Here is a 19,607-nt window from a genome sequence, read left to right on the forward strand (position 1 = left end):
CCTCCAGGGATGACTCTTCTCACGATAATCCTCCCCCCATACTTATCGACAAGTTGTGGACAAGCTCGCGGGTTCCCGTTACCTCGCGGTAACAGAGGCCTGACTTTTTGGCATGGGAGCACGCTGCGCTCACTGCGGGATCGTCGACTTGTCTACAAGGGGAGGGCTCATGTGGATCTGACGGAACCCGACGAGAGGTTTCTGCGCGAGGCCATGCGGGTTGCCGGGGCCGCTCGCGCCCACGAGGGCTTCTGGCACTCGTGGGCTGCGTGACTCAGCCGGCTCCGTGCCACGGGGGACGCACCGTCCGGACAAGTGAGTACGTGACGATATCGGGGTCGTGGTACTCGAGGCTGTGCAGCAGACGCCGGCCACTGGCCCCGATCCCGATGAGTTCCAGCGTCATCACGGGGGTTCCGACAGGGCGCTCGAACAACTCCGCCAACGCGTCGTCGAGCACAGCGACCCCGGGCGTGGTGACCTCCCACACGACCGGCTCGCCCCACAGGCGTGCCGCCAGCGCAAACACGGATTCGTTCTTCACGGGTGAGGCAGGTCCCGGGAGGGGAACGATGTCGGTGGCCACCAGGGACACGGCGCCGTCGGCGCGCCAGAGCTTCCGGACCTGGATGGCGGGAGCATTCTCGGGCATCTCCATGACCGCGGCCACGGTCGGACCGAGAGTCGTCGTCTCGGAGCTGAGCTCCTCGACCTCGGCGCGGTAGCCCAGGCGGTTCAGCAGATCGACGTGCTCGAATTGCTCCTCGAGGCGCACACTCAGCCGCAGCGCGATCGGGTCCACGGTGGTGACAGAGCCCTGGCGGCGACGGACGATGCCCTGCGCCTCGAGTTCGGACATCGCGTTGCGTAGCTGCTGCCTCGTGCAGGACAGGCGTGCGGTCAGGTCAAGCTCGCCCGGAAGCGGGGTGTGGGCGAGCGCGGCTTCTCGCACGAAGCGCAGGAGCCCGTGCAACACGCGCATCGCCTCGGGGTCCCCCGCGGGGCGAGGAAGAGGAAGGTAGGTGGTCACGGGAGGCCCTTCGAGGGCATGCTGTGCGCCCTGTCGAAGTCAACTTACAGGCCGAGAGGTCTGCCTAGAATGCCGGATTCGTCCGGATTTCCTCAGGTTCCCCGGATGTGTGGGACGGTGCTGCGGCCAGCGTGAGGCGGTTCAGCGCGGCGCGCAACGTACGCGCGGTGTCGTCCACGATCGCACGATAGCCCAGGCGCTGCGCCTCGGAGCGCCGGTGGGCGACCTGGGTGACGGGGCGGATCTCGCCCGCCAGGCTCAGTTCGCCGATCGCCGCCGTCCCGGGCGCGAGGGCATGATCGCGCAGGGAGTTGGCCACCGCGACGGCGATGGCAAGGTCAGCCGCCGGTTCGGCGAGCCGCACGCCGCCCACGGTGGAGACATACACGTCGTGGTCGCTGACACTGATCCCGGCTCGGCGTTCGAGCACCGCGAGCACCATCGCGACTCGCGATGCGTCCACACCGTTCACGACCCGACGCGGGTTCGGCGCCGAGGTCTTGATCGTCAGGGCCTGGACTTCGACCGGAAGTGCGCGTCGTCCCTCCATCGCGATCGTGACGCACGTGCCCGCAACCGGAGCGCCGGTGCCGAGGAACAGGCTGCTGGGATCGCTCACCTCGCGGATGCCGTCCCCGGCCATGTCGAAGCAGCCGACCTCGTCGGTGGGGCCGAAGCGGTTCTTGAGTGTCCGGACGAAACGCAGAGACGTCTGGCGGTCGCCTTCGAAATGGCACACCACGTCGACGAGGTGCTCGAGGAGTCGGGGCCCGGCGATGGAGCCGTCTTTGGTGACGTGGCCGACGATGATCACCGGCAGCCCGCGTTCCTTCGCGACCCGGATGAGCGTCGAGGCGACCTCGCGTACCTGTGTGGGCTGGCCGGCTGCACCGTCGTGGAGGGCCGAGGTGACGGTCTGCACCGAGTCGACGATGAGAAGGTCGGGTTGGACGGTGTCGACGTTGCCGAGGATCGTGGCGAGGTCGGTTTCGCTCGCGAGGTAGAGCTCGTCGTGCAGCGCCCCGGTGCGTTCGGCGCGCAGACGCACCTGCGCCACCGACTCCTCGGCGCTGGCGTAGAGGACGCGGTGACCGGCGCGCGCGGAGTTGACCGCGACATCCAACAAGAGGGTGGACTTGCCGACGCCGGGCTCACCGGAGAGCAGGATCGCTGCTCCGGGGACGAGACCCCCGCCCAGAACACGGTCGAACTCACCGATGCCGGTCGTCCGGCGGGGCGCTTCGGCAGCCGAGGCGCGCGTGATCGGTTGCGCGGCGCGCTCGCTTGTGGGGGCGGCGGACTCGACGAACCGCACGATTCCGGTCTGAGTGGCTGTCTCAACGACGGTTCCCCACTGTTGGCACTCGCCGCAGCGGCCGACCCACTTGACGGTGGACCACCCGCACTCGGTGCACGTGAACGCGGCGGCGGATGCGGGGCGTCGGGCCATGGGTTCAGGCTAGTCGCGGCATCCGACACCGCCGCCGCGACTCAGCGTAGTGACGCGGCGACCTCACGAAGGGCATCTGCGGAGCGCCGCAGGAGCCCCAGTTCCCCGGGGGAGAACTGCGTGCCGCGGATGGGGAAGGCGCCGCTCGCGTTCACGATCGACGGGACCGAGAGGGCGACGCCGTCGATGCCGTGGAAGTCCTTCAGCACCGTGCTCACCGGCAGCACGGCGTTCTCGTCGTTCAGGATCGCTTCGATGATGCGAGCGGAGGACAAGCCGATCGCGTAGTTGGTTGCGCCCTTGCCCTGGATGACCTTGTACGCGGCATCCCGCACATCGACGCTGATCGAGTCGAGCTCGTCGGCGGTCATCTTCGGGTGTCCCTCCGTCTCCCAATCGAGGATCGGCACGGTGCCGATCGTCGTCTGCGACCAGAGGGGGAACTCGGTGTCGCCGTGCTCGCCGATGATGTAGGCGTGCACGCTGGATGCTGCGACGCCGGCGCGCTGACCGAGCTTCCACCGCAGACGCGAAGTGTCGAGCACGGTGCCCGAGGCGAAGAGGCGTTCGGGGGGAAGTCCAGTCTCTTCCGTCGAGAGCACGGTGAGCACGTCGCACGGGTTGGTCACGATCACGTAGACGGCGTTCGGGGCCACTTCGAGCAGCTGCGGCATCATCTTGCGCATGATGCCGGCGTTGACCCCGGCCAGTTCGATGCGGCTCTGCCCGGGGTTCTGCTTCGCGCCCGCGGTGATGACGACGACGTGGGAGCCGGCGGCGACCGAAATGTCGCTGCCGCCGATGATGTCGCTCGTGCCGGTGAACTGCGTGCCGTGAGCAAGGTCGAGCACCTCGGCCTCAACCTTGGCCGTGTTGATGTCGTAGAGGGCGATGTGGCGCGCAGAGCCGCGGATGAGCGCCGCGTACGCGACGCTCGAGCCGACGCTGCCCGCGCCGACGACGGTGACTTTCGAGTTCTCGATCACGCTCATGAGGTCAGTATGGCGGGTGCGCGTGAACGATGGGCGACATCACCGTAGGACGCTCTCGTCGTGAGACGGTCAGGAGTAGGTGACCGCCGTGCCGTATGCGCAGACCTCGACACCACCGCTGTCGCCGTAGTCGTTGGTCTCGAAGCGGAAGGCGACCACCGCGTTCGCGCCCTTGGCCTCCGCCTCCTTCTGGAGGCGTGACAGTGCCTCGACGCGGGTCTCGTGCAAGAGCTCGGTGATGCCCTTCAGCTCGCCGCCGGCGAGAGCCTTGAAGGAGGCCCCGATATTGGAGCCGATGTGACGGGAGCGCACGGTGAGGCCGAAGACCTCGCCGTGCACGGCGGTGATGGTGTGCCCGGGAACATCATTGGTCGTAACGATCAGCATGGACTCAGTGTGTCAGGTCATGGCATTCGCGAGAAGCCGCATCAGGTTCGCCGGTGGCAGCGGGAGAGTCTTCCTCAGAGACTCCTCAGACGCTCGTCACGACGCGACGACGCTGGTCGGGAACCATCGTTGGGGCGCTCCACAAGGGCGCGCCCCAACGGAGGTTTTAACACCCATGAACACCCCTACAGGAACGGTCGTCGTCATCGGCGCGTCGATCGCCGGACTCTTGGCCGCCCGCGCCGCCAGCCGCCATGCCGAACAGGTGCTGATCCTTGAGCGGGACAGCCTCCCCAGCGACGCGATGCCCCGCCGGGGTGTGCCGCAGGGCGTACACGCACACATCCTGCTCGCCGACGGACAGGCGCGCATCGAGAAGTGGTTCCCCGGAATCACCGGGGAGCTCACACTCCGCGGAGCCGTGCCCGTTGAGGCGCGCGAGCTCGTCTGGCATCAGGGCGGTGGGTATCGACTGCCCAGTGCGGTGGACCTGCCGGTGCTCTCGGTCTCGCGCCCGGTGCTCGAAGACGCCCTCCGCTCTCGTGTGCGTGAGGATCTCCAGAACGTCGAGATCGTCGACGCCACGTCCGTGGACGGCCTGCTGTGCGACCGCGGCGCTGTGCGGGGCGTTCGCGCCGGCGACACCCGCTACCCGGCCGACCTCGTCATCGACTGCTCGGGCCGGACGACGCGGGCCTGGGCGATGCTTGATCAGGCCGGTTTTGCCGCGCCCGACACCGACGCGGTGCGCATCGACGTCGCCTACCGCACGCGGGTCATGCGGCGCCACCCCTCGATGTTCGATGAGGGGTGCGTCGTCTCGATCGCACCGCCGTCGCATCGCACCGGTCTCGGCGTGATGGTGCCGATCGAGCACGGGCAGTGGATGCTGACGGCGGCGTCCTTTCATGGCGACCCTGTCCCCGAGTCGGAGGACGCGTTCTCGGTGTGGGCGCAGACGCTACCGAGTGACGAGATCGCGCAGACCCTCGCCGCAGCCGAGCCGCAGGGCGATGTTGCGCGATTCGCGCTGCGCAGCAGCCGCAGGCGGCGGCCGGAGCGCCAGCGCGCACTTCCCTCGGGTTTCATCGCCATGGGCGATGCGCTGTGCAGCTTCAATCCGGTGTACGGACAGGGGATGACGGTCGCCGCGCGCGAGGCGCACCTGCTCAGCGAGCTGTTGGAGCGGTCATCGGTGGTCGCCCCGAAACTGCCGCGTCGGTTTTATCGCGCGGCCGCGCGTATCGTCGACGTGCCGTGGCGGCTGGCCGCCGCAGGCGACTTCGCCGACCCGCGCACGACGGGGGTGCGTCCTCGCGGAACGGGACTCGCATCCAGGTTCTTGGTGCGTGCCGTCCGAGCGGCGACGCGCGATGCCGTCGTGGCCCACGAGCTGACCCGTGTGCAGCACATGCTCGCGGGCCCCGGAGCCTTGCTGCGGCCGCTCACACTGCTGCGTCTGCTGTGGGCGTCGAGGGTGCACGCCGATGCCGCCTGGCGTGCCGGCGAGGGGATGTCGGTGTTCGACGAGCTGCTGGCGGGACGGGCCGACATGCTCTCCTACGGCGCGGTGAGTCGGGCGGTGCAGTGATGGTCGAGATTCTCGGGTGGATCGGCTCCGCCGTGATCGTCCTCTCGTTGACCCAGCGGAACGTCGTCCGGCTACGACAGCTGAACCTGATTGCGTGCATCGTCTTGACCGTCTTCAACGCGATGCTCGGCATTCCGTCGATGGTCGCGCTCAACGCCGTGCTCGTCGCCATCAATGGGTATCACCTGTGGGCTGAGTGGCGCCGGCGCCGGTCAGCTCGAGACATCGGCGAGGAAATCATCGATGTGAGCGAGGAAGCTCGGCCAGGCGGGCTCGTCCGCTCGTAACAGGTGGTTCGGGCTGTCGAGCACGACCAGGCGGCTGTCGGGAATGGATGTCGCCAGTTCGGCCGCCTGCGACAGCGGAACGCGGACATCGCCGCGCGAGTGCAGGATCAGGGTGGGGCACTGCACGCGTGTGGCGATGTCGGCGACGTCGATCGTCGCGAACGCCTCAAGGAAGCGCACGCCGTTCTCGGGGGAGGTCGTCTGCCGCTGGAACTCGATGAACTCCGACCACTCGTCCGGCGTGCCATCGGGGAGGAACTGCGACGCGAACACCCTCAGGAAACTGGGGTCCTGCTGCGCCCACCCCACCCGAGCCAGCTCGAGGTCGATCGCCGCGGCCGCGCGCTCCGCCTCTGTCGCCGCACGCACGAGCCGACCCTGCGAATAGGCGCCGGCGAGCACCAGCGCGCTGACGCGCTCCGGGTGGCGCACGGCGTAGGCGATGGCCACCGCACCTCCCTGTGAGACGCCGAGGAGGGGGAATCGTTCAAGCCCGAGGGTGTCGACGACGGTTTCGAGGTCGCGTACCCAATCCTCGAAGGTGAAGCTCTCGACCTCCCAGTCAGAGAGGCCGCAGCCTCGCTCGTCGTAGCGGACGAGCTGGCGCTCGGAGGCCAGTCCGAGGATCCAATGCGACCAGATGGCGGTCTGCCATTCGGCATCCAGATGGCTGATCCAGTTCGCCGCCTTCATCAGCACCGGTCCCGATCCGACGGTCGCATACGCGATGCGTGCGCCGTCGGCCGCCCGACAAAAGCGGATGTTCTGCGCCTCGGGGGACGGGATCTGCGGTGCTGATGGCGGCGTCGGGGAGAGCTCGGCGATGAACTGGTATCCACGGCCGTGGACCGTGCGGATGGCGCGCTGCTGAGAGCCGTCGTCACCGATCGCTGCACGAGCCGCGCGCATCGCCGTCGTGAGGGAGGCCTCGCTGACGAACTGGCTGCGCCAGATCGCGTCGATCAGTTCTTCCTTCGGGACCAGTCGATCGTGGCGCGCGACCAGATAGCAGAGCAGGTCGTAGACCCGTGGCTCCAGATGGACGGGCTCTGCGCCGCGACGCAGTTGGTGGCGAGCGCAGTCGAGTGTGTATTCCCCGAACCGGTAGACCTCGCCTCCCACCCGTCGAGGGTACCCATCTCTGGGGTCGGACGCGAGAAGTCCGCACATCCGGGCCGATTTCTCCACAGATCAGAGGTGTCGTAGACTGGCGGGCGGTGACGTGTCCGAGCGGCCGAAGGTGCAACTCTCGAAAAGTTGTGTAGGGTAACCCCCTACCGTGGGTTCAAATCCCACCGTCACCGCCAGAAAAACCCCTGTTGATCAGGGGTTTTTCCATTGATGGGACGCTGGCTGCCCACATCCTGCCCACGGTTTCGGGGGCGAGGGTGGCGATCAACCCCCGCTGTGTGTAAGTGCATTGCAGAATGGTCGATCCGCGAGAACCCCGGCATCACGGGGTGATCGGGATGTTCGGGCCGACCGGGTGGAGCATGTGGCGCACCTGCGCGGGGTGGTTCGTGTGGGCAAGTGCCCCACCGTACGTCGCGGGACCCGGAGCAGCGCTCAGGGTCCCGCAACCCGAATCAGCGATTGATCGGGTGGTGTCTTTACGCGGCGGCCCGACTCCGGTGTCGCCGCGCGGCGGGGACGGGCGGCTCGGTCTCACGGGGAGCGCCGATGGTATTGACGATTTCGCCGATCCCCTCGACCTCGATGCGTACGGTGTCTCCGGTCTGCAGCGGCCGGGGTGACAGTGTTCCTGTGCGCCCCCACATCTCTGCGAGGCATCCCTTGCCGGTGGTGCCCGAAGCAAGGATGTCGCCCGGAGCGACGCGAGAGTCGCGCGAGGCGTAGGCGATCATCTCCGGGAAGGTCCAGCCCATGTGCGTAAGGTTGTCCTGTCCGTAGAGGTCGCCGTTCACGTCGACACGCACGTTGAGGTCCAGGAACCCGTCCTCGGTCGTCCGGTCGGCGAACTCGTCGGCTGTCACGATCCACGGTCCGAGGGTCGACCCGAAGTCCTTCCCCTTGCAGGGTCCGAGGGAGACCCGCATCTCACGAGCTTGGAGATCGCGGGCGCTCCAGTCGTTGAAGATCGTGTAGCCGAAGATCTGCTGGGCTGCCCGTTCGACGGACATGTGCCGACCGTCGCTCTCCCGGACGGCACCGATGACGGCGGCGACCTCCAGTTCGAAGTCCAGCTCGCCGGTGTGGGGTGGGACGAGCGTTTCAGTCGGTCCGATCAGGGTGTGCGGGTTCGTGAAGTAGAACGTCGGGGCCTCGTACCAGGCATCCGACACCCGCGCCTCGGGGTCCGCACGCTTCACCATGCCCTCGACGTGCTCTTCGAAGGTCACGAAGTCGCGGACGCTGCCGGGGACGACCGGGGGAAGGAGGCGGACCGATCCGAGCGGGCGCCAGCTATCGCGCTCGTCACGCTCGATCAGCTCTCGTCCCATCGCGAGCGTCATGGGGAGCCCGGAATAGATCAGGACGTCCACCGGCTCTCCGCCCGGAAGCGGGATCACGTGCTCGTCATAGACGAAACCGGCTTCAACAACGCCGTCCAGGCGCTGCCATCGTGCGATGCGCATGAGGCTTCCTCCTACTTCGCTGTGCTCAGGTGTGCTGGGACGCGCAGGAGCCGCTCAGCGTTGCGGACGACATCGGCGGCGATCGGCTGCACCTCTTCGGTGGTGCCCGAGTCCCACCCGCGATAGTTCGTGCCGAACACGAGCCGCTCGGGGTTCGCAACAGATCGCAGGAGATCGAGAGCGGTCGGCGAATTCACGTGGGTGTCGAACCACAGCCGCTGGAATTGCTCGTCGAACTCCTCGACGGTGATCGGCGAACGGGGGAGGCTCGCGAACTTGCGCAGTCGCCCGTGCTGGAAGGCGATGCTGCCGCCGCCGTGGCTGACGTAGACATCCAGGTCGGGATGGCGCAGCAGCACCTTCCCGAAGATGAGAGAGGCGACCGCGAGCGTCTCCTCGTGCGGGTAGCCGAGTGTGACGTGCCAGTCGTTGCGGTCGAGTCGGGGGTCTCCGGCGGGTCCGTCCACGCCCGGGACTGTCGAGTGGACGAAGAGGGGCACGTCCAAGTCGACGCATGTCTGGTAGAGGTCGTCCATGTCGGGGTGGTCGAGTGCCGCACGCGCGTCGGTGCCGATGTATCCCCCGACGAGGCCGAGCTCACGAACCGAGTACTCGAGCTCGGCGATGGCCACGCTCATATCGACTGTGGGAAGCGCCGCGAAGCCGCGGAGCCGGTCCGGTCGCCCCGCGCTCCACTCCGACATGAGTGTGTTCGCCGAGCGCAGGAACGGCCCTGCCACCTCAGCCGGTGTGTGCGTGAACAGCCACAGCGGAGAGAGGGACGCCACTTGCAGATCGATGCCGTCGACATCGAGTGAGTCGACTCGGTAGTCGGGGGTCTCGGCGAGGCTCGACTTGGGTCCGATCGGCCAGTGGAAGCCTCCGGCGACGATCTCGTGCAGACCTTCTGCGACCTTGCGGATCTCCGGCCCCGCGTCCGCCGCCTTACCGAGGAGCTCGTCGAAGAACAGATGCGCGTGGACGTCGATCATGCGGAGACCTCCGGGTAGGCGTGAACAGCGCTCTGCGGGGGGAGCGGCCGGAACTTGTGTCCCCAGATCTCGCTGCGGTTGCCCCACTTGCGGTCAATGCGCCGCATCGTCCACGCGTCGTCGTCGTGGATGACGAGCGAATCTGCGCCGAACTCCAGATCGAAGCCGCTCGGCGTGCGCGTATAGAACGAGAGCTGCTCGTCGCCGGCGTGCCGTCCGAGGGTCGCACTGATTTCGTAGTCGCTGGCCAGCGCGAGGTCGTAGGCGCGACCGACGTCGTCGATATCGGTGCTCTCGACCATGATGTGATTCAGACCGAGCGACCCCGGGATCGCCCAGATGGCGAGGCTGTGGTGGCGGGGGTTGCACCGCAGGAATGCCATCGGCCCGATTCCGACATCGACGACGTCGCTGCACTTGAATCCGAGGATGTCTTCGTAGAAGTGGCTCGCGACGGCCATGTCGGGGACGATGAGCACGGCATGCCCGAGGCCCTGGTCGCCGGTGATGAACGAAGACGTCGCGCGCTGACCGCGGAACGTGCGATCGAGGTGCCCGGGCCCGTAGAACAGCTCTTGGCGGATGCCGAACGGATCCACGAACGATGCGAGCTCCGTCACGCACCTGGTATCCGCGAGCTCGGCCGGCTCCTCGACGACTTCCACGCCCTTTTCGCGCAGCTCAGAGATCACGGCCTCGTAGTCGGTGCGGTTGCTTGTTTCCCATCCCAGGTAGAGGATGCGGTCGTCCTCCCCCGGCGCGATTTCCATGCGATACATCCGGTCATCCCACCGAATGCGCACGGATCCAGACTCTTCGCGTGTGCACTCGAGGCCGAACACGTCGGTTGCGAACGCGGGCCACTCGTCGACTCGCGGTGTCTGGATTCCCACGTATCCGAGGCTATGGATTCGCGTCATGATGTTCTCCTGCCGTTGTGCGCGCGACGGCAAGCGGAGTCTCCGTCGACGCGATGCGCTGCCGCGCGGTCGGGCGCGGCATGTCATTTCACGTTAGGAACCCGAGGCCTATCGTGGAAATGGTTCTCGGCGATAGTCGCCATCACCAAACTGTTACGCTCCCCGGGACCCCAAGGAGGACATCGTGGTTGCCCGGCTGGAGTCGATCGATCTCAATCTGCTCGTTGCGCTCAACGCGCTGCTCGAAGAGCGTCACGTGACGAACGCGGGGGCGCGCCTGCATATCGGGCAGTCCGCGATGAGTGGTGTGCTGCGTCGCCTGCGGGGGTACTTCGGCGACGAGCTGCTCGTCCGAGTCGGAAACGAACTTCAGCTCACCCCGTTCGCCGAGAGTCTCGTGCCAGCCGCCCGGGCCGCGTACGACGCGGCGGGCGTCCTCTTTGCCGCGGGGGTCGAGTTCGACCCGCAGACGTCTGAGCGGGTCTTCAGCATCGCGTTGTCGGATTACACGCTGACCCGCGTCGGGGCAGCGCTCGTGCGGCGGCTCGAAGCAGACGCACCGAGAGCGCGGGTAGCGTTCGAGAGCTTGCCGACGACGTTCACGCGCGATCCGGACGGCGCCCTCATGCAATACGACGTGATGGTCCTGCCCGTCGAGTACCTTCCTGCGTACGCGAGTTCGTCGATGCCGCTCTTCGATGACGACTTCGTGGTTGTCATGTCTACGCACAGCCCCTTCGCGACGCGTGCCGAGCTGACTGTGGCTGATCTGAAGCGGTCTCCGCAGCTTCTTGCCGCGCTCGGTCCGCGCAACCAACTGCGCCCGCTGGCCGGCCTCGACGCGCATCGCAGCCTCGGCGACACCGACCCGTACGTGTCCGTGAGTTCCTACCTCGGAATGAGCCACCTGATCCGGGGGAGCCGCTATTGGGCACTCATGCCCCGTTCGCTCGCCGCCGTCACGTGCGCCACCGACGAGTTCATCGTGAAAGAGACGCCCTTCCCCAGCGAGCGCTTCACGGAACATGCGTTCTGGCACCCATCACGCGCCCGTGACGCCGGTCTCGCCTGGCTCCGTGGCCTGCTCGCGGACGTCACGTCGGAGCTGCGCGGGTAGTCGCTTGCTGATACCGCGTATCGCGGACAACCATTTCCTCTCGATACGGCCCGTCACCTCTAATCGAGGAGACCGGCTCGGATGCCCCCGAGCTGCGAGCTCAATGACGAGAGGGCGCCTGTGTTCGAGTACTTTCCCGGCAACTACGTGTGGAATCTCGCAGTCGTTGCGACCTTGAACAACGGTGGACGCATCGACGACGTCGATCGGGCGTGCCGACCGGTTCTCGAAGCGGCACGTCAGGGAGCTGACGCGGGTACGCAGAGCCTCTACGAAGCATGGGCGGCCGTCGCCGACCGCGTCGTCGCGGCCGCGGAAGCGGATGCAGTCGAGGGGAAGATCATCGGTGCGGGCGAGGGGTACTACCTCGGCAGCCTGTACACCTCGCAAGCCGAGAGACTGCAGTCTCCGGGATGGTCCGGTCGAAATGCCGCCTATCAGAAGTCCATCGATCTCCTCCTGCGGCACATGGAGCTTTCCGGTGCGCCGGTTGCGCTCGTCGAGGTGCCGTACGGAGGGGGCTCTCTTCCCGGATATCTGTATCGGGCACCGTCCGCGGACGGCGAGCCCGGCCCGATCATCATCGAGTGGAACGGTCTCGACAGCACCAAGGAGATGATGTACTACTCCGGGTTCCCGCAGGAGCTGGCCCGGCGGGGCATCTCCACCCTGATGGTCGATACCCCCGGGTCGGGCGAAGCGCTGCGGCTGCGCGGACTCCGGTCCCGGTTCGACACGGAGGTGTGGGCCGCGGCCTGCGTCGACTACCTCACCGCGCTGGGGGAATTCGATCCGGAGCGGATCGGTCTTGTCGGATGGTCGCTCGGCGGGTATTACGCGCCTCGGGCCGCCGCATATGAGAAGCGCATCAAGCTCGTCGTCTCGTGGGGCGCCAACTACGACTGGGGTGAGACTCAGCAGCGGCGCCGCCGCCGAGAGGGCGAGCATCCCGTCCCTCATTACTGGGACCACGTCCAGTGGGTCTGGGGGGCCAAGGACCTCGACGAGTTCTTCTCCCTCTCGAAGCGCGTGAGTCTGGACGGGGTGCTCGAGGAGATCGCCGTCCCGTACCTGATCACCCACGGGATCGCCGACCGGCAGATTCCCGTGGCGGACGCACACCGCTCGTACGCGGAGGCCGTCAACAGCCCCGACCGCGAGCTTCGGATCTTCACGCCCGAAGAGGGTGGCGTCGAACACATCGGGCTCGACAACTTCCCGCTCGTCTCGCAATTTACGGCCGATTGGATCGCTGCGCGCTTCACAAGCTGACGTCCAGGCCATCGGGCGCACACATGCCCGGTATCGCTCACCACTGTTTCCATCCCCCACAACCCCGTTCATAGATTGACGGGGATCCGCACCGCAGTAGATCGAAATCAAAGGAGATTCCGTGAATCGCACGATCCGCAAAAAGTCGCGAGCGCTCCTGCTCGCCGCGGGAGCAGCAGCTCTCGCACTGGTTATCAGCGCCTGTTCTTCCTCTGCAGCGCCTGATCAGAGCCCCACCACTGACGCTCCCGGCATCGACGCGGCCGCAGCGCTCCAGGCCGCATATGACGGAGTCGTCGGCGCACCTCCGACCGAAGCTGTGCCCGTCGCCGCCGACCAGACGGCCTGGGTCGTCTCGTGTGGTGAGATCTCGACGACGTGTGCCGCTCCCGCGGCCGGCGCCGTTGAAGCAGCAAGCGCAATCGGGTGGGAAGCGTCCGTGTGCGATGGTGAGCTGAACCCCGACGGCTGGTCGGCGTGCATCCGGCAGGGTATCGCCGCTGCGGCCGATGTGATCATCACGATCGGTCAGGACTGCGCGGCCGAGAGCGGCGCACTGCAGGAAGCCGCGACCGCCGGCATCACGACGATCAATGTCGGTGGCCTCGACTGTGAGGACCCGCTGTTCTCCGGCAATGTGCAGATGCTCGACGGCTACACCTATGACGACTACTGGATGAAGGTGGGAGAGCTTCAGGCAGACTGGCTGATCGGCCAGACGGACGGTGCCGTCAAGCTCCTCGCGATCGAGTTCAACGACACCCAGTGGGGACCGCTGATCACCGCGGGTCTGAACGCTCGCCTTGCCGACTGCGCCGACTGCGAGATCGTCGGGTCCGTGCAGCTCTCGAACGCTGACCTTGCCACTGGCGCGCTCTCGCAGAAGTTCTCGACGGCTCTGCTCCAGCACCCCGACGCGAACGCGGTCGCCATTCCCATCGATGGGTGGTTCCTCGCGGGCCTCGCCCAGGCGATCAACGCGTCCGGCCGAAGCGACGAGGTCAGTGTGATCGGCAACTTCGGATCGATTCCGAACTGGGAGATCATCCGCTCCAACGGCGGCCAGGACGCCACGGTCGCCAGTGCCGCCGAGTGGAACGGCTGGGCGGGAATCGACGCCGCCCTGCGCGTCCTTGCAGGGCAGGAGCTGCTTCCCGCCGGCATCGGTCTCCAGGTTGTCGACGCCGAGACGAACCTGCCCGACCCCGGTCAGCCCTTCGTCTACACACCGGCGATCGACTACCAGGCCGACTACCAGGCCGTCTGGGAGCAGTAAGCGATGACCACCGAGCGGCGCGGGACGGATCCCCGCGAGTTCGCCTTCAGCGCGCGCGGCGTATCGAAGACGTTCGGACATTTCCGAGCTCTCGTCGGTGCACACCTGACGGTTCGTCGGGGAACCGTTCACGCGCTGCTCGGTGGCAACGGTTCCGGCAAGTCCACGTTCATCAAGTGCCTCGCCGGCGTGTACGGGGCCGACGCCGGCGAGCTTTCCATCAAGGGCGAGACCCTCGATCTCGCCGCCGTCAGCCCCGACACAGCGCATGCGCTCGGTCTGCGATTCGTGCACCAGGATCTGGGGCTGTTCCCCCAGCTCTCGATCGCCGAGAACGTCGCTCTCGGACTCGGCTATCCCACACGGTGGACCGCTGTTCGGGAGAAGGCGCTGCAGCAGCACGCCCAGCGTCTCATCGACACCTTCGAGATCGACGCGCGTCCGACGACCCGGGTTGCGGACCTCAGGCCGAGTCAGCGCGCCATGCTCGCCATCGCTCGAGCCCTCGATGACGCGGAGTCATCCGACAGCATCCTGCTGCTCGATGAACCGACCGCTGCTCTCGGAGAGCACGACGCGCAGGATCTCATGCACGCGATCCGGCGCCGGGCGGACGAAGGGCAGACCATCGTGCTGGTCAGCCACCGGTTCAATGAGATCTCCGCCGTCGCCGACGACGTCACCGTCTTCCGCGACGGCCGGAACGCCGGCAGCGGTCCGATCGCCGACATGCCGCTCTCGCAGGTCGTGAGTCTCATGACCGGCGATGAGGCGCGCGAGATGCCCGCCTCCTACCTCGTGCACAGCCCCGGTCCCATCTCCCTTGCCGTCGACGGGCTGGATGTCGGCACGTGCCGCGACGCGTCGTTCGACGTCGGCACGGGCGAAGTGCTGGGATTTGCCGGGCTCGACGGCTCGGGACACAGCGACGCCCTGGCGGGACTGTTCGGCGCACTCTCCTCACGCGCCCGCGCGGTCACCCTCGAAGGAGCGGACTTCCGCCCACGCTCGCCCGAACAGGCGATGGCGCAGGGGGCAGCATTCATTCCCCAGGACCGTCACTCGGATGCCGCATTCGCGAACCTCTCGATCACCCAGAATCTGTCCGTCACGATCCTCGACCGGATCTGGAACGGCTTCGCCCTGTCGGGGAGTCGGGAGCACGAGGCTGCCGCGGACACGATCGATCGCTTCTCCATCCGCGCGGCGAGCGCGGAGGCACCCCTTGGAGTGCTGTCCGGGGGGAATCAGCAGAAGGTGATCCTCGGCCGCTGGCTGCAGCGCTCGCCGCGCCTTCTTCTGCTCGTCGAGCCGACGCAGGGGGTGGATGTCGTTGCGCGCCACGACATCTACACCAGCATCGCCGCCGCCGCACGAGCCGGTGCGACCGTGCTTGTTGCCTCGTCCGACGTCGACGAGCTTCTTGCGATCACTCATCGCATCGCCATCTTCCGCGGCGGACGTGTCGCGGCCGTTCTACCCACTGCGAGTGCAACTCGCGACGAGATCACCAACGCGATGTTGGCAGAGGAGTCAGTCGACGCATGACATCCACAACCGCAACACGAACCATCCCGGTGCAGCGCAGCAACTTCAGCGCACTGGGCGAGCGATACGGACTGCTGATCCTCCTGCTCGCGATGATCGCGTTCTTCTCCCTCCTGCCGGCGAGCTCGGGCGCATTCTTCACGACGGCGAACCTGTCTGTTGTCCTTGCCAACCAGTCCGTGGTGATGATCTGCGCGATCGCGGTGATGTTCCCGCTGATCACCGGCAACTTCGACTTCTCGATCGGCGCGAACACCGTCGCCTCGGCGATGGTGTGCGCAGCGCTCCAGGCGAATGTCGGCGCCCCCGTCATCGTCGCGATCGGCGCGGCCATCGCAACCGGCGCGCTCATCGGCCTTCTCAACGGCTGGCTCGTCTCCCGCCTCCACCTCGATGCCTTCATCACCACGCTCGGTGTCGCCACTGCGATCGCCGGTCTGGTGCAGTGGTACTCGGGCGGACTTCCGATCTACGGCATCGACGCCTCGATGATCACCTTCGGCTCCGGAACCTTCCTCGGGCTTCCCCTCGTGGTCTACGTCGTCGTGGTCGTCGCGGTCGTCGCGTGGTATCTCCTCACCTGGACCCCCTTCGGCCGTCGCCTCTACGCTCTCGGATCGAATCGGCGTGCGGCGGACCTCGTCGGCATCCACAGCAGCCGTCTCACGTTCGTGAGCTTCGTGATCGCGGGTGGCCTGGCCGGAGTGGCGGGAATCCTGCTCTCGGCCCGGACGGGCGGGGCCAACCCCGGCGCCGGCACGGAGTTCCTCTTCCCCGCGCTTGCGGCGGTGTTCCTCGGTGCGACCTCCATTCGCCCCGGCCGGTTCAACGTCGTCGGCACCGTTCTCGGTGTGCTGTTCGTCGCAGTGAGCGTCAGTGGGCTCACGCTGGCCGGGTCCCAGTCCTGGGTCGACTCCGTCTTCAACGGTGTGGCGCTCGTGCTCGCTGTGTTCGTCTCGACGTATCTGCGTCGTCGCAGGGAAGGAAAAGGCCGATGAACGCGGTCAACAACGTCATCGTCGCGGGCGGGGGGATCACCGGCCTCGCCGCCGCGTGCCTCCTCGCCGAGGCCGGTGTCGCCGTGGATGTCCTCGAAGCGCGTCGGACATCCGACGCGGTCGGGTCCGGGATCAGTCTTCAGGGAAATGCTCTTCGCATGCTCGACAGGGTCGGGGTCTGGGACCAGGTGCGAAGCGCTGCTTCTGTCTTCGACGGGCTTGTGCTGCGGGCACCGGATGATGCGGGCACCGAGCTGTTCCGCGTAGACACCCACCGGGCGGGAGGGGTCGAATACCCCGCCGCCGCCGGGATGTACCGCCCGGACCTGGCACGCATCCTGCGCGAGCGTGCCGATGAGCTCGGCGTCCACGTCCACGAGGGTCAGAAGGTCGTCTCCGTGGAGCAGGGCGAGGACGACGTCATCGTCACGACCGCATCCGGCACGCTCTTCGAGGCGGACTTCCTCATCGGGGCTGACGGCCTGCGCTCGACCGTGCGGTCGCTGCTCGGGATCGAGGCGGAGCCGGAGATGCTCGATTTTGGCGTGTGGCGGGCATTCGTTCCGCTGATCTCCGGAGTCACCTGCACCGAGCTGATCTACGGCGGCGCGGCGTACTACTCCGGCTATTCGCCCACGGGTCCGGACACGATGTACGCGTACATCGTCGACGACTACGAGGACCGCTCCGAGCTGTCCGCAGACCAGATGCTCGAGAAGATGCGTGAACTCGCCGCCCAGTATCACGGGCCGTGGGACGAGATTCTCGGACACCTCACCGACGCCTCGCGCGTGAACTACACGCGCATGAGCTTCTTCACCCTGCCGGGACAGTGGCACCGCGGCAGGATTGCGCTCCTGGGTGATGCCGCGCACACCTGTCCGCCGACCCTCGCGCAGGGCGCAGCGCAGGGGCTCGAGGACGCCGTCGTGCTGGCCGAGCTGCTCACGTCGCGCTCCGTGATCGATGACGGGATGTGGGACGAGTTCTACGCACGACGGCTGCCGCGCGCGACAGCGGTCGTGGAGAGCTCACTCCAGATCGCAGAGTGGCGGCGCACCCCCGGCAAAGACCGCGAGTCGGCCGAGCTGATGACCACTGTCTCCGAACTGCTCTCGCAGCCGCTTTAGACCCCGAAGATCGCTGAGAAACACGATGACCAATGGCATGACTTTGCCCTCGCACGCTCTGACCGCCCCCTTTGCCCTGGCCCGGTATCGCACCGGAGAGGCGGTGCAGCTCGGCCTTGTTGCGGGCGAGCGCATTCGCCCCCTCTCGGCCACCGACCTCGCCGCCCCCGATCTCAATGCCTTCCTTGCCGCGCCGGCCTGGGAGCGGCTGGCGGAGCTCGCTTCAGAGAGCGAAGGCTGGATGCCGCTGGCAGATGTCACCCTCACCGCGCCTGTCGAGCCGCGGCAGGTTCTGCAGGCGGGCGCCAACTACCGGCAGCACGTGATCGAGCTGGTCGCGGCGGGGCTCACCCAGAAGAGCGACCGCACACCTGAGGAGGCCCGCGCGGCTGCGGCGAAGATCATGGACGACCGCAAGGCCAACGGCCAGACGTACTTCTTCATCGGACTTCCGACGGCCGTTGTCGGTGACGACGTCCCACTCGTGCTGCCCGCATACAGCGACGTGCACGACTGGGAGCTGGAGCTTGCCGTCGTGATCGGCCGCGAAGCGTTTCGCGTATCTCGCGATGAGGCGATGAGTCACGTCGCCGGATACACGATCGTCAATGACATCACCACGAGGGATCTGGTCTTCCGCCCCGACATGAAGGAGATCGGCACCGACTGGTATCGCGCCAAGAACGCCCCGGGGTTCCTTCCGACCGGCCCGTTCCTCGTGCCCGCCCCCTACGTGGACGGCGGGAATCTCGCGATCACCTTGGATCTGAACGGCCAGCGGATGCAGGACAGTAGCACCAGCGATCTCATGTTCGACATCCCGACCCTCATCGCCGGCGCATCCCAGAACATGCCGCTGCTGCCAGGGGACCTGCTCTTGACCGGAAGTCCCCCAGGCAACGGCCAGCACTGGCAGAGATTCCTGCGCGATGGCGACGTCATGACCGGCGGCATCGAGGGCCTGGGTGCTCAGGTCGTGCGTTGCGTCGCGGAAGAGAGAACAGCATGACCGTGCCCAGCGAGAACCCGATCGACCTTGACCGGAGCAATCCCGAGGCCGAGATCGCCGCGCGCGCGACGGCGTATCGCAACTGGGGACGGTGGGGGGACGCCGACGTGCTCGGCACCCTCAACTTCATCGACGCGAACAAGCGCGTGTCAGCGGCGTCCCTTGTCAGTGAAGGTCGGGTGGTCTCCCTCGCCCAAGCGTTCGACACGGATGGACCCCAGCGCGGCTGGCGGCGGCGCACAAACCCCGTCCACACCATGACCGACACGGGAACGGATGCCGAGCGCGGCAATCAGGGCTTCCCGCACGGTATCGGCGGTGCCGACGATGTGATCGCTATGCCGCTCCAGTGCTCCACGCAGTGGGATGGCCTGGGGCACATCTTCGATCATGGCAACGCCTGGAACGGCCGTCGCGCCGGGGACGTCGTCACCAGCGACGGCGATCTTGTCACCGGGATCGAGCACGCGGCAGCTGTGGTCGTCTCGCGTGGCATCCTGCTCGACATCGGCCGCCATCTTCGTCCCGACACGTGCGAACTGGAAGACGGCTACGCGATCACCGCGGCAGACCTCGACTCCTGTGCGGCGGCAGAGGGCCTGACGGTTGAACGCGGCGACATCGTGCTCGTGCGCACCGGCCAGTACGCCCGCACCCGGCGGGACGGCTGGGGAGAGTATGCCGGCGGTCCTGCACCGGGGCTATCGATCACGACAGCCGGGTGGTTGCATCGCACCGAGATCGCTGCGATTGCGACGGACACCTGGGGGTTTGAGGTGCGGCCGAACGAGTTCGACGCGCCGGCCTTCCAACCCCTCCACCAGGTCGTCATCCCCAACCTCGGCCTCACCATCGGGGAGATGTGGAACCTCGAAGAACTGGGCGAGGTGTGCGCCATGGCCAGTCGCTGGGACTTCCTCCTTTCCGCGGCCCCCCTGCCGATCACGGGGGCGGTGGGGTCGCCGATAAATCCGGTGGCGATCCTCTAGCTGAGAAGGGACACCACGAACA

The 19,607-nt window shown here is 67.0% G+C and carries 18 protein-coding genes and 1 tRNA gene; 11 read left to right on the forward strand and 8 right to left on the reverse strand.

Annotation, left to right across the window (positions count from 1 at the left end; translation table 11 throughout):
* Positions 1-274 precede the first annotated feature (274 nt).
* From ABD206_RS12215 to ABD206_RS12230, 4 genes are all read right to left on the reverse strand, one after another.
* Positions 275-1,030, reverse strand: coding sequence for a GntR family transcriptional regulator (locus tag ABD206_RS12215; protein WP_344072949.1), 756 nt, complete (start codon positions 1,028-1,030; stop codon positions 275-277).
* A 64-nt stretch (positions 1,031-1,094) separates the two neighbouring features.
* Positions 1,095-2,480: a DNA repair protein RadA gene (gene radA, locus ABD206_RS12220; protein WP_344072951.1), complete on the reverse strand. Its 1,386-nt coding sequence runs from the start codon at positions 2,478-2,480 to the stop codon at positions 1,095-1,097.
* Between the two features lie 41 nt (positions 2,481-2,521).
* The gene (locus ABD206_RS12225) at positions 2,522-3,472 is read right to left on the reverse strand and encodes an L-lactate dehydrogenase (protein WP_344072953.1); all 951 of its coding nucleotides are present in this window, start codon (positions 3,470-3,472) and stop codon (positions 2,522-2,524) included.
* 69 nt (positions 3,473-3,541) lie between these two features.
* The gene (locus ABD206_RS12230; RefSeq protein ID WP_344072955.1) at positions 3,542-3,859 is read right to left on the reverse strand and encodes a YbjQ family protein; all 318 of its coding nucleotides are present in this window, start codon (positions 3,857-3,859) and stop codon (positions 3,542-3,544) included.
* A gap of 175 nt (positions 3,860-4,034) precedes the next feature.
* Between ABD206_RS12230 and ABD206_RS12235 the strand changes: the two genes are divergently transcribed.
* Together ABD206_RS12235 and ABD206_RS12240 are read left to right on the forward strand one after the other, a co-directional pair.
* The gene (locus tag ABD206_RS12235) at positions 4,035-5,450 is read left to right on the forward strand and encodes an NAD(P)/FAD-dependent oxidoreductase (protein WP_344072957.1); all 1,416 of its coding nucleotides are present in this window, start codon (positions 4,035-4,037) and stop codon (positions 5,448-5,450) included.
* Positions 5,450-5,737: a hypothetical protein gene (locus tag ABD206_RS12240; protein WP_344072959.1), complete on the forward strand. Its 288-nt coding sequence runs from the start codon at positions 5,450-5,452 to the stop codon at positions 5,735-5,737. Before ABD206_RS12235 ends, ABD206_RS12240 begins: the two co-directional genes overlap by 1 nt.
* On the opposite strand, the gene ABD206_RS12245 is transcribed toward ABD206_RS12240, so the two are convergent.
* Entirely contained in the window at positions 5,663-6,859 is a 1,197-nt protein-coding gene (locus ABD206_RS12245; RefSeq protein WP_344072961.1) for an alpha/beta hydrolase, read from the reverse strand. The two genes, ABD206_RS12240 and ABD206_RS12245, sit on opposite strands and share 75 nt — an antisense overlap.
* A 94-nt stretch (positions 6,860-6,953) precedes the next feature.
* Between ABD206_RS12245 and ABD206_RS12250 the strand changes: the two genes are divergently transcribed.
* A tRNA-Ser gene (locus tag ABD206_RS12250) sits at positions 6,954-7,044 on the forward strand.
* A gap of 303 nt (positions 7,045-7,347) precedes the next feature.
* Here ABD206_RS12250 and ABD206_RS12255 read toward each other — a convergent pair.
* The 3 genes from ABD206_RS12255 to ABD206_RS12265 are packed head-to-tail and all read right to left on the reverse strand — an operon-like array spanning position 7,348 to position 10,246.
* Positions 7,348-8,334, reverse strand: coding sequence for a fumarylacetoacetate hydrolase family protein (locus tag ABD206_RS12255; RefSeq protein WP_344072963.1), 987 nt, complete (start codon positions 8,332-8,334; stop codon positions 7,348-7,350).
* 11 nt (positions 8,335-8,345) lie between these two features.
* A complete protein-coding gene (locus ABD206_RS12260; RefSeq protein WP_344072965.1) occupies positions 8,346-9,326 on the reverse strand; it encodes an amidohydrolase family protein in 981 nt (326 codons plus the stop codon).
* On the reverse strand, positions 9,323-10,246 hold the full coding sequence (locus ABD206_RS12265) for a VOC family protein (RefSeq protein WP_344072967.1): 924 nt from the start codon (positions 10,244-10,246) through the stop codon (positions 9,323-9,325). Before ABD206_RS12265 ends, ABD206_RS12260 begins: the two co-directional genes overlap by 4 nt.
* A 184-nt stretch (positions 10,247-10,430) precedes the next feature.
* On the opposite strand from ABD206_RS12265, the gene ABD206_RS12270 reads away from it, so the two are divergent.
* The 8 genes from ABD206_RS12270 (at position 10,431) to ABD206_RS12305 (ending at position 19,585) form a co-directional block, all read left to right on the forward strand.
* Complete coding sequence (locus ABD206_RS12270; RefSeq protein ID WP_344072969.1) at positions 10,431-11,363, forward strand: LysR family transcriptional regulator; 933 nt, start codon at positions 10,431-10,433, stop codon at positions 11,361-11,363.
* A 120-nt stretch (positions 11,364-11,483) separates the two neighbouring features.
* Positions 11,484-12,635: an alpha/beta hydrolase family protein gene (locus ABD206_RS12275; RefSeq protein ID WP_344072971.1), complete on the forward strand. Its 1,152-nt coding sequence runs from the start codon at positions 11,484-11,486 to the stop codon at positions 12,633-12,635.
* A 121-nt stretch (positions 12,636-12,756) separates the two neighbouring features.
* Positions 12,757-13,911 carry a sugar ABC transporter substrate-binding protein gene (locus ABD206_RS12280; RefSeq protein ID WP_344072974.1) on the forward strand — a complete coding sequence of 385 codons (1,155 nt, stop codon included), beginning with the start codon at positions 12,757-12,759 and terminating at the stop codon, positions 13,909-13,911.
* A 3-nt stretch (positions 13,912-13,914) separates the two neighbouring features.
* Positions 13,915-15,459: a sugar ABC transporter ATP-binding protein gene (locus tag ABD206_RS12285; protein ID WP_344072976.1), complete on the forward strand. Its 1,545-nt coding sequence runs from the start codon at positions 13,915-13,917 to the stop codon at positions 15,457-15,459.
* Positions 15,456-16,457: an ABC transporter permease gene (locus ABD206_RS12290; protein ID WP_344072978.1), complete on the forward strand. Its 1,002-nt coding sequence runs from the start codon at positions 15,456-15,458 to the stop codon at positions 16,455-16,457. The genes ABD206_RS12285 and ABD206_RS12290 overlap by 4 nt, the downstream gene beginning before the upstream one ends.
* Positions 16,454-17,587, forward strand: coding sequence for an FAD-dependent monooxygenase (locus ABD206_RS12295; protein WP_344072982.1), 1,134 nt, complete (start codon positions 16,454-16,456; stop codon positions 17,585-17,587). The genes ABD206_RS12290 and ABD206_RS12295 overlap by 4 nt, the downstream gene beginning before the upstream one ends.
* Before the next feature lie 37 nt (positions 17,588-17,624).
* Complete coding sequence (locus tag ABD206_RS12300; protein ID WP_344072984.1) at positions 17,625-18,596, forward strand: fumarylacetoacetate hydrolase family protein; 972 nt, start codon at positions 17,625-17,627, stop codon at positions 18,594-18,596.
* On the forward strand, positions 18,593-19,585 hold the full coding sequence (locus ABD206_RS12305; RefSeq protein WP_344072987.1) for a cyclase family protein: 993 nt from the start codon (positions 18,593-18,595) through the stop codon (positions 19,583-19,585). Before ABD206_RS12300 ends, ABD206_RS12305 begins: the two co-directional genes overlap by 4 nt.
* Positions 19,586-19,607: the final 22 nt, after the last annotated feature.

Source organism: Microbacterium sediminicola, from assembly GCF_039531125.1.
Taxonomy (GTDB): domain Bacteria; phylum Actinomycetota; class Actinomycetes; order Actinomycetales; family Microbacteriaceae; genus Microbacterium; species Microbacterium sediminicola.

What these genes read in the sequence shown, in the direction of transcription:
- ABD206_RS12230 (WP_344072955.1), bottom strand. Translation starts at nt 3,859, where the DNA reads ATGCTGATCGTTACGACCAATGATGTTCCCGGGCACACCATCACCGCC.
- ABD206_RS12260 (WP_344072965.1), bottom strand. Translation starts at nt 9,326, where the DNA reads ATGATCGACGTCCACGCGCATCTGTTCTTCGACGAGCTCCTCGGTAAG.
- ABD206_RS12290 (WP_344072978.1), top strand. Translation starts at nt 15,456, where the DNA reads ATGACATCCACAACCGCAACACGAACCATCCCGGTGCAGCGCAGCAAC.
- radA (WP_344072951.1), bottom strand. Translation starts at nt 2,480, where the DNA reads ATGGCCCGACGCCCCGCATCCGCCGCCGCGTTCACGTGCACCGAGTGC.
- ABD206_RS12305 (WP_344072987.1), top strand. Translation starts at nt 18,593, where the DNA reads ATGACCGTGCCCAGCGAGAACCCGATCGACCTTGACCGGAGCAATCCC.
- ABD206_RS12240 (WP_344072959.1), top strand. Translation starts at nt 5,450, where the DNA reads ATGGTCGAGATTCTCGGGTGGATCGGCTCCGCCGTGATCGTCCTCTCG.
- ABD206_RS12235 (WP_344072957.1), top strand. Translation starts at nt 4,035, where the DNA reads ATGAACACCCCTACAGGAACGGTCGTCGTCATCGGCGCGTCGATCGCC.
- ABD206_RS12285 (WP_344072976.1), top strand. Translation starts at nt 13,915, where the DNA reads ATGACCACCGAGCGGCGCGGGACGGATCCCCGCGAGTTCGCCTTCAGC.
- ABD206_RS12295 (WP_344072982.1), top strand. Translation starts at nt 16,454, where the DNA reads ATGAACGCGGTCAACAACGTCATCGTCGCGGGCGGGGGGATCACCGGC.
- ABD206_RS12225 (WP_344072953.1), bottom strand. Translation starts at nt 3,472, where the DNA reads ATGAGCGTGATCGAGAACTCGAAAGTCACCGTCGTCGGCGCGGGCAGC.
- ABD206_RS12300 (WP_344072984.1), top strand. Translation starts at nt 17,625, where the DNA reads ATGACTTTGCCCTCGCACGCTCTGACCGCCCCCTTTGCCCTGGCCCGG.
- ABD206_RS12265 (WP_344072967.1), bottom strand. Translation starts at nt 10,246, where the DNA reads ATGACGCGAATCCATAGCCTCGGATACGTGGGAATCCAGACACCGCGA.
- ABD206_RS12255 (WP_344072963.1), bottom strand. Translation starts at nt 8,334, where the DNA reads ATGCGCATCGCACGATGGCAGCGCCTGGACGGCGTTGTTGAAGCCGGT.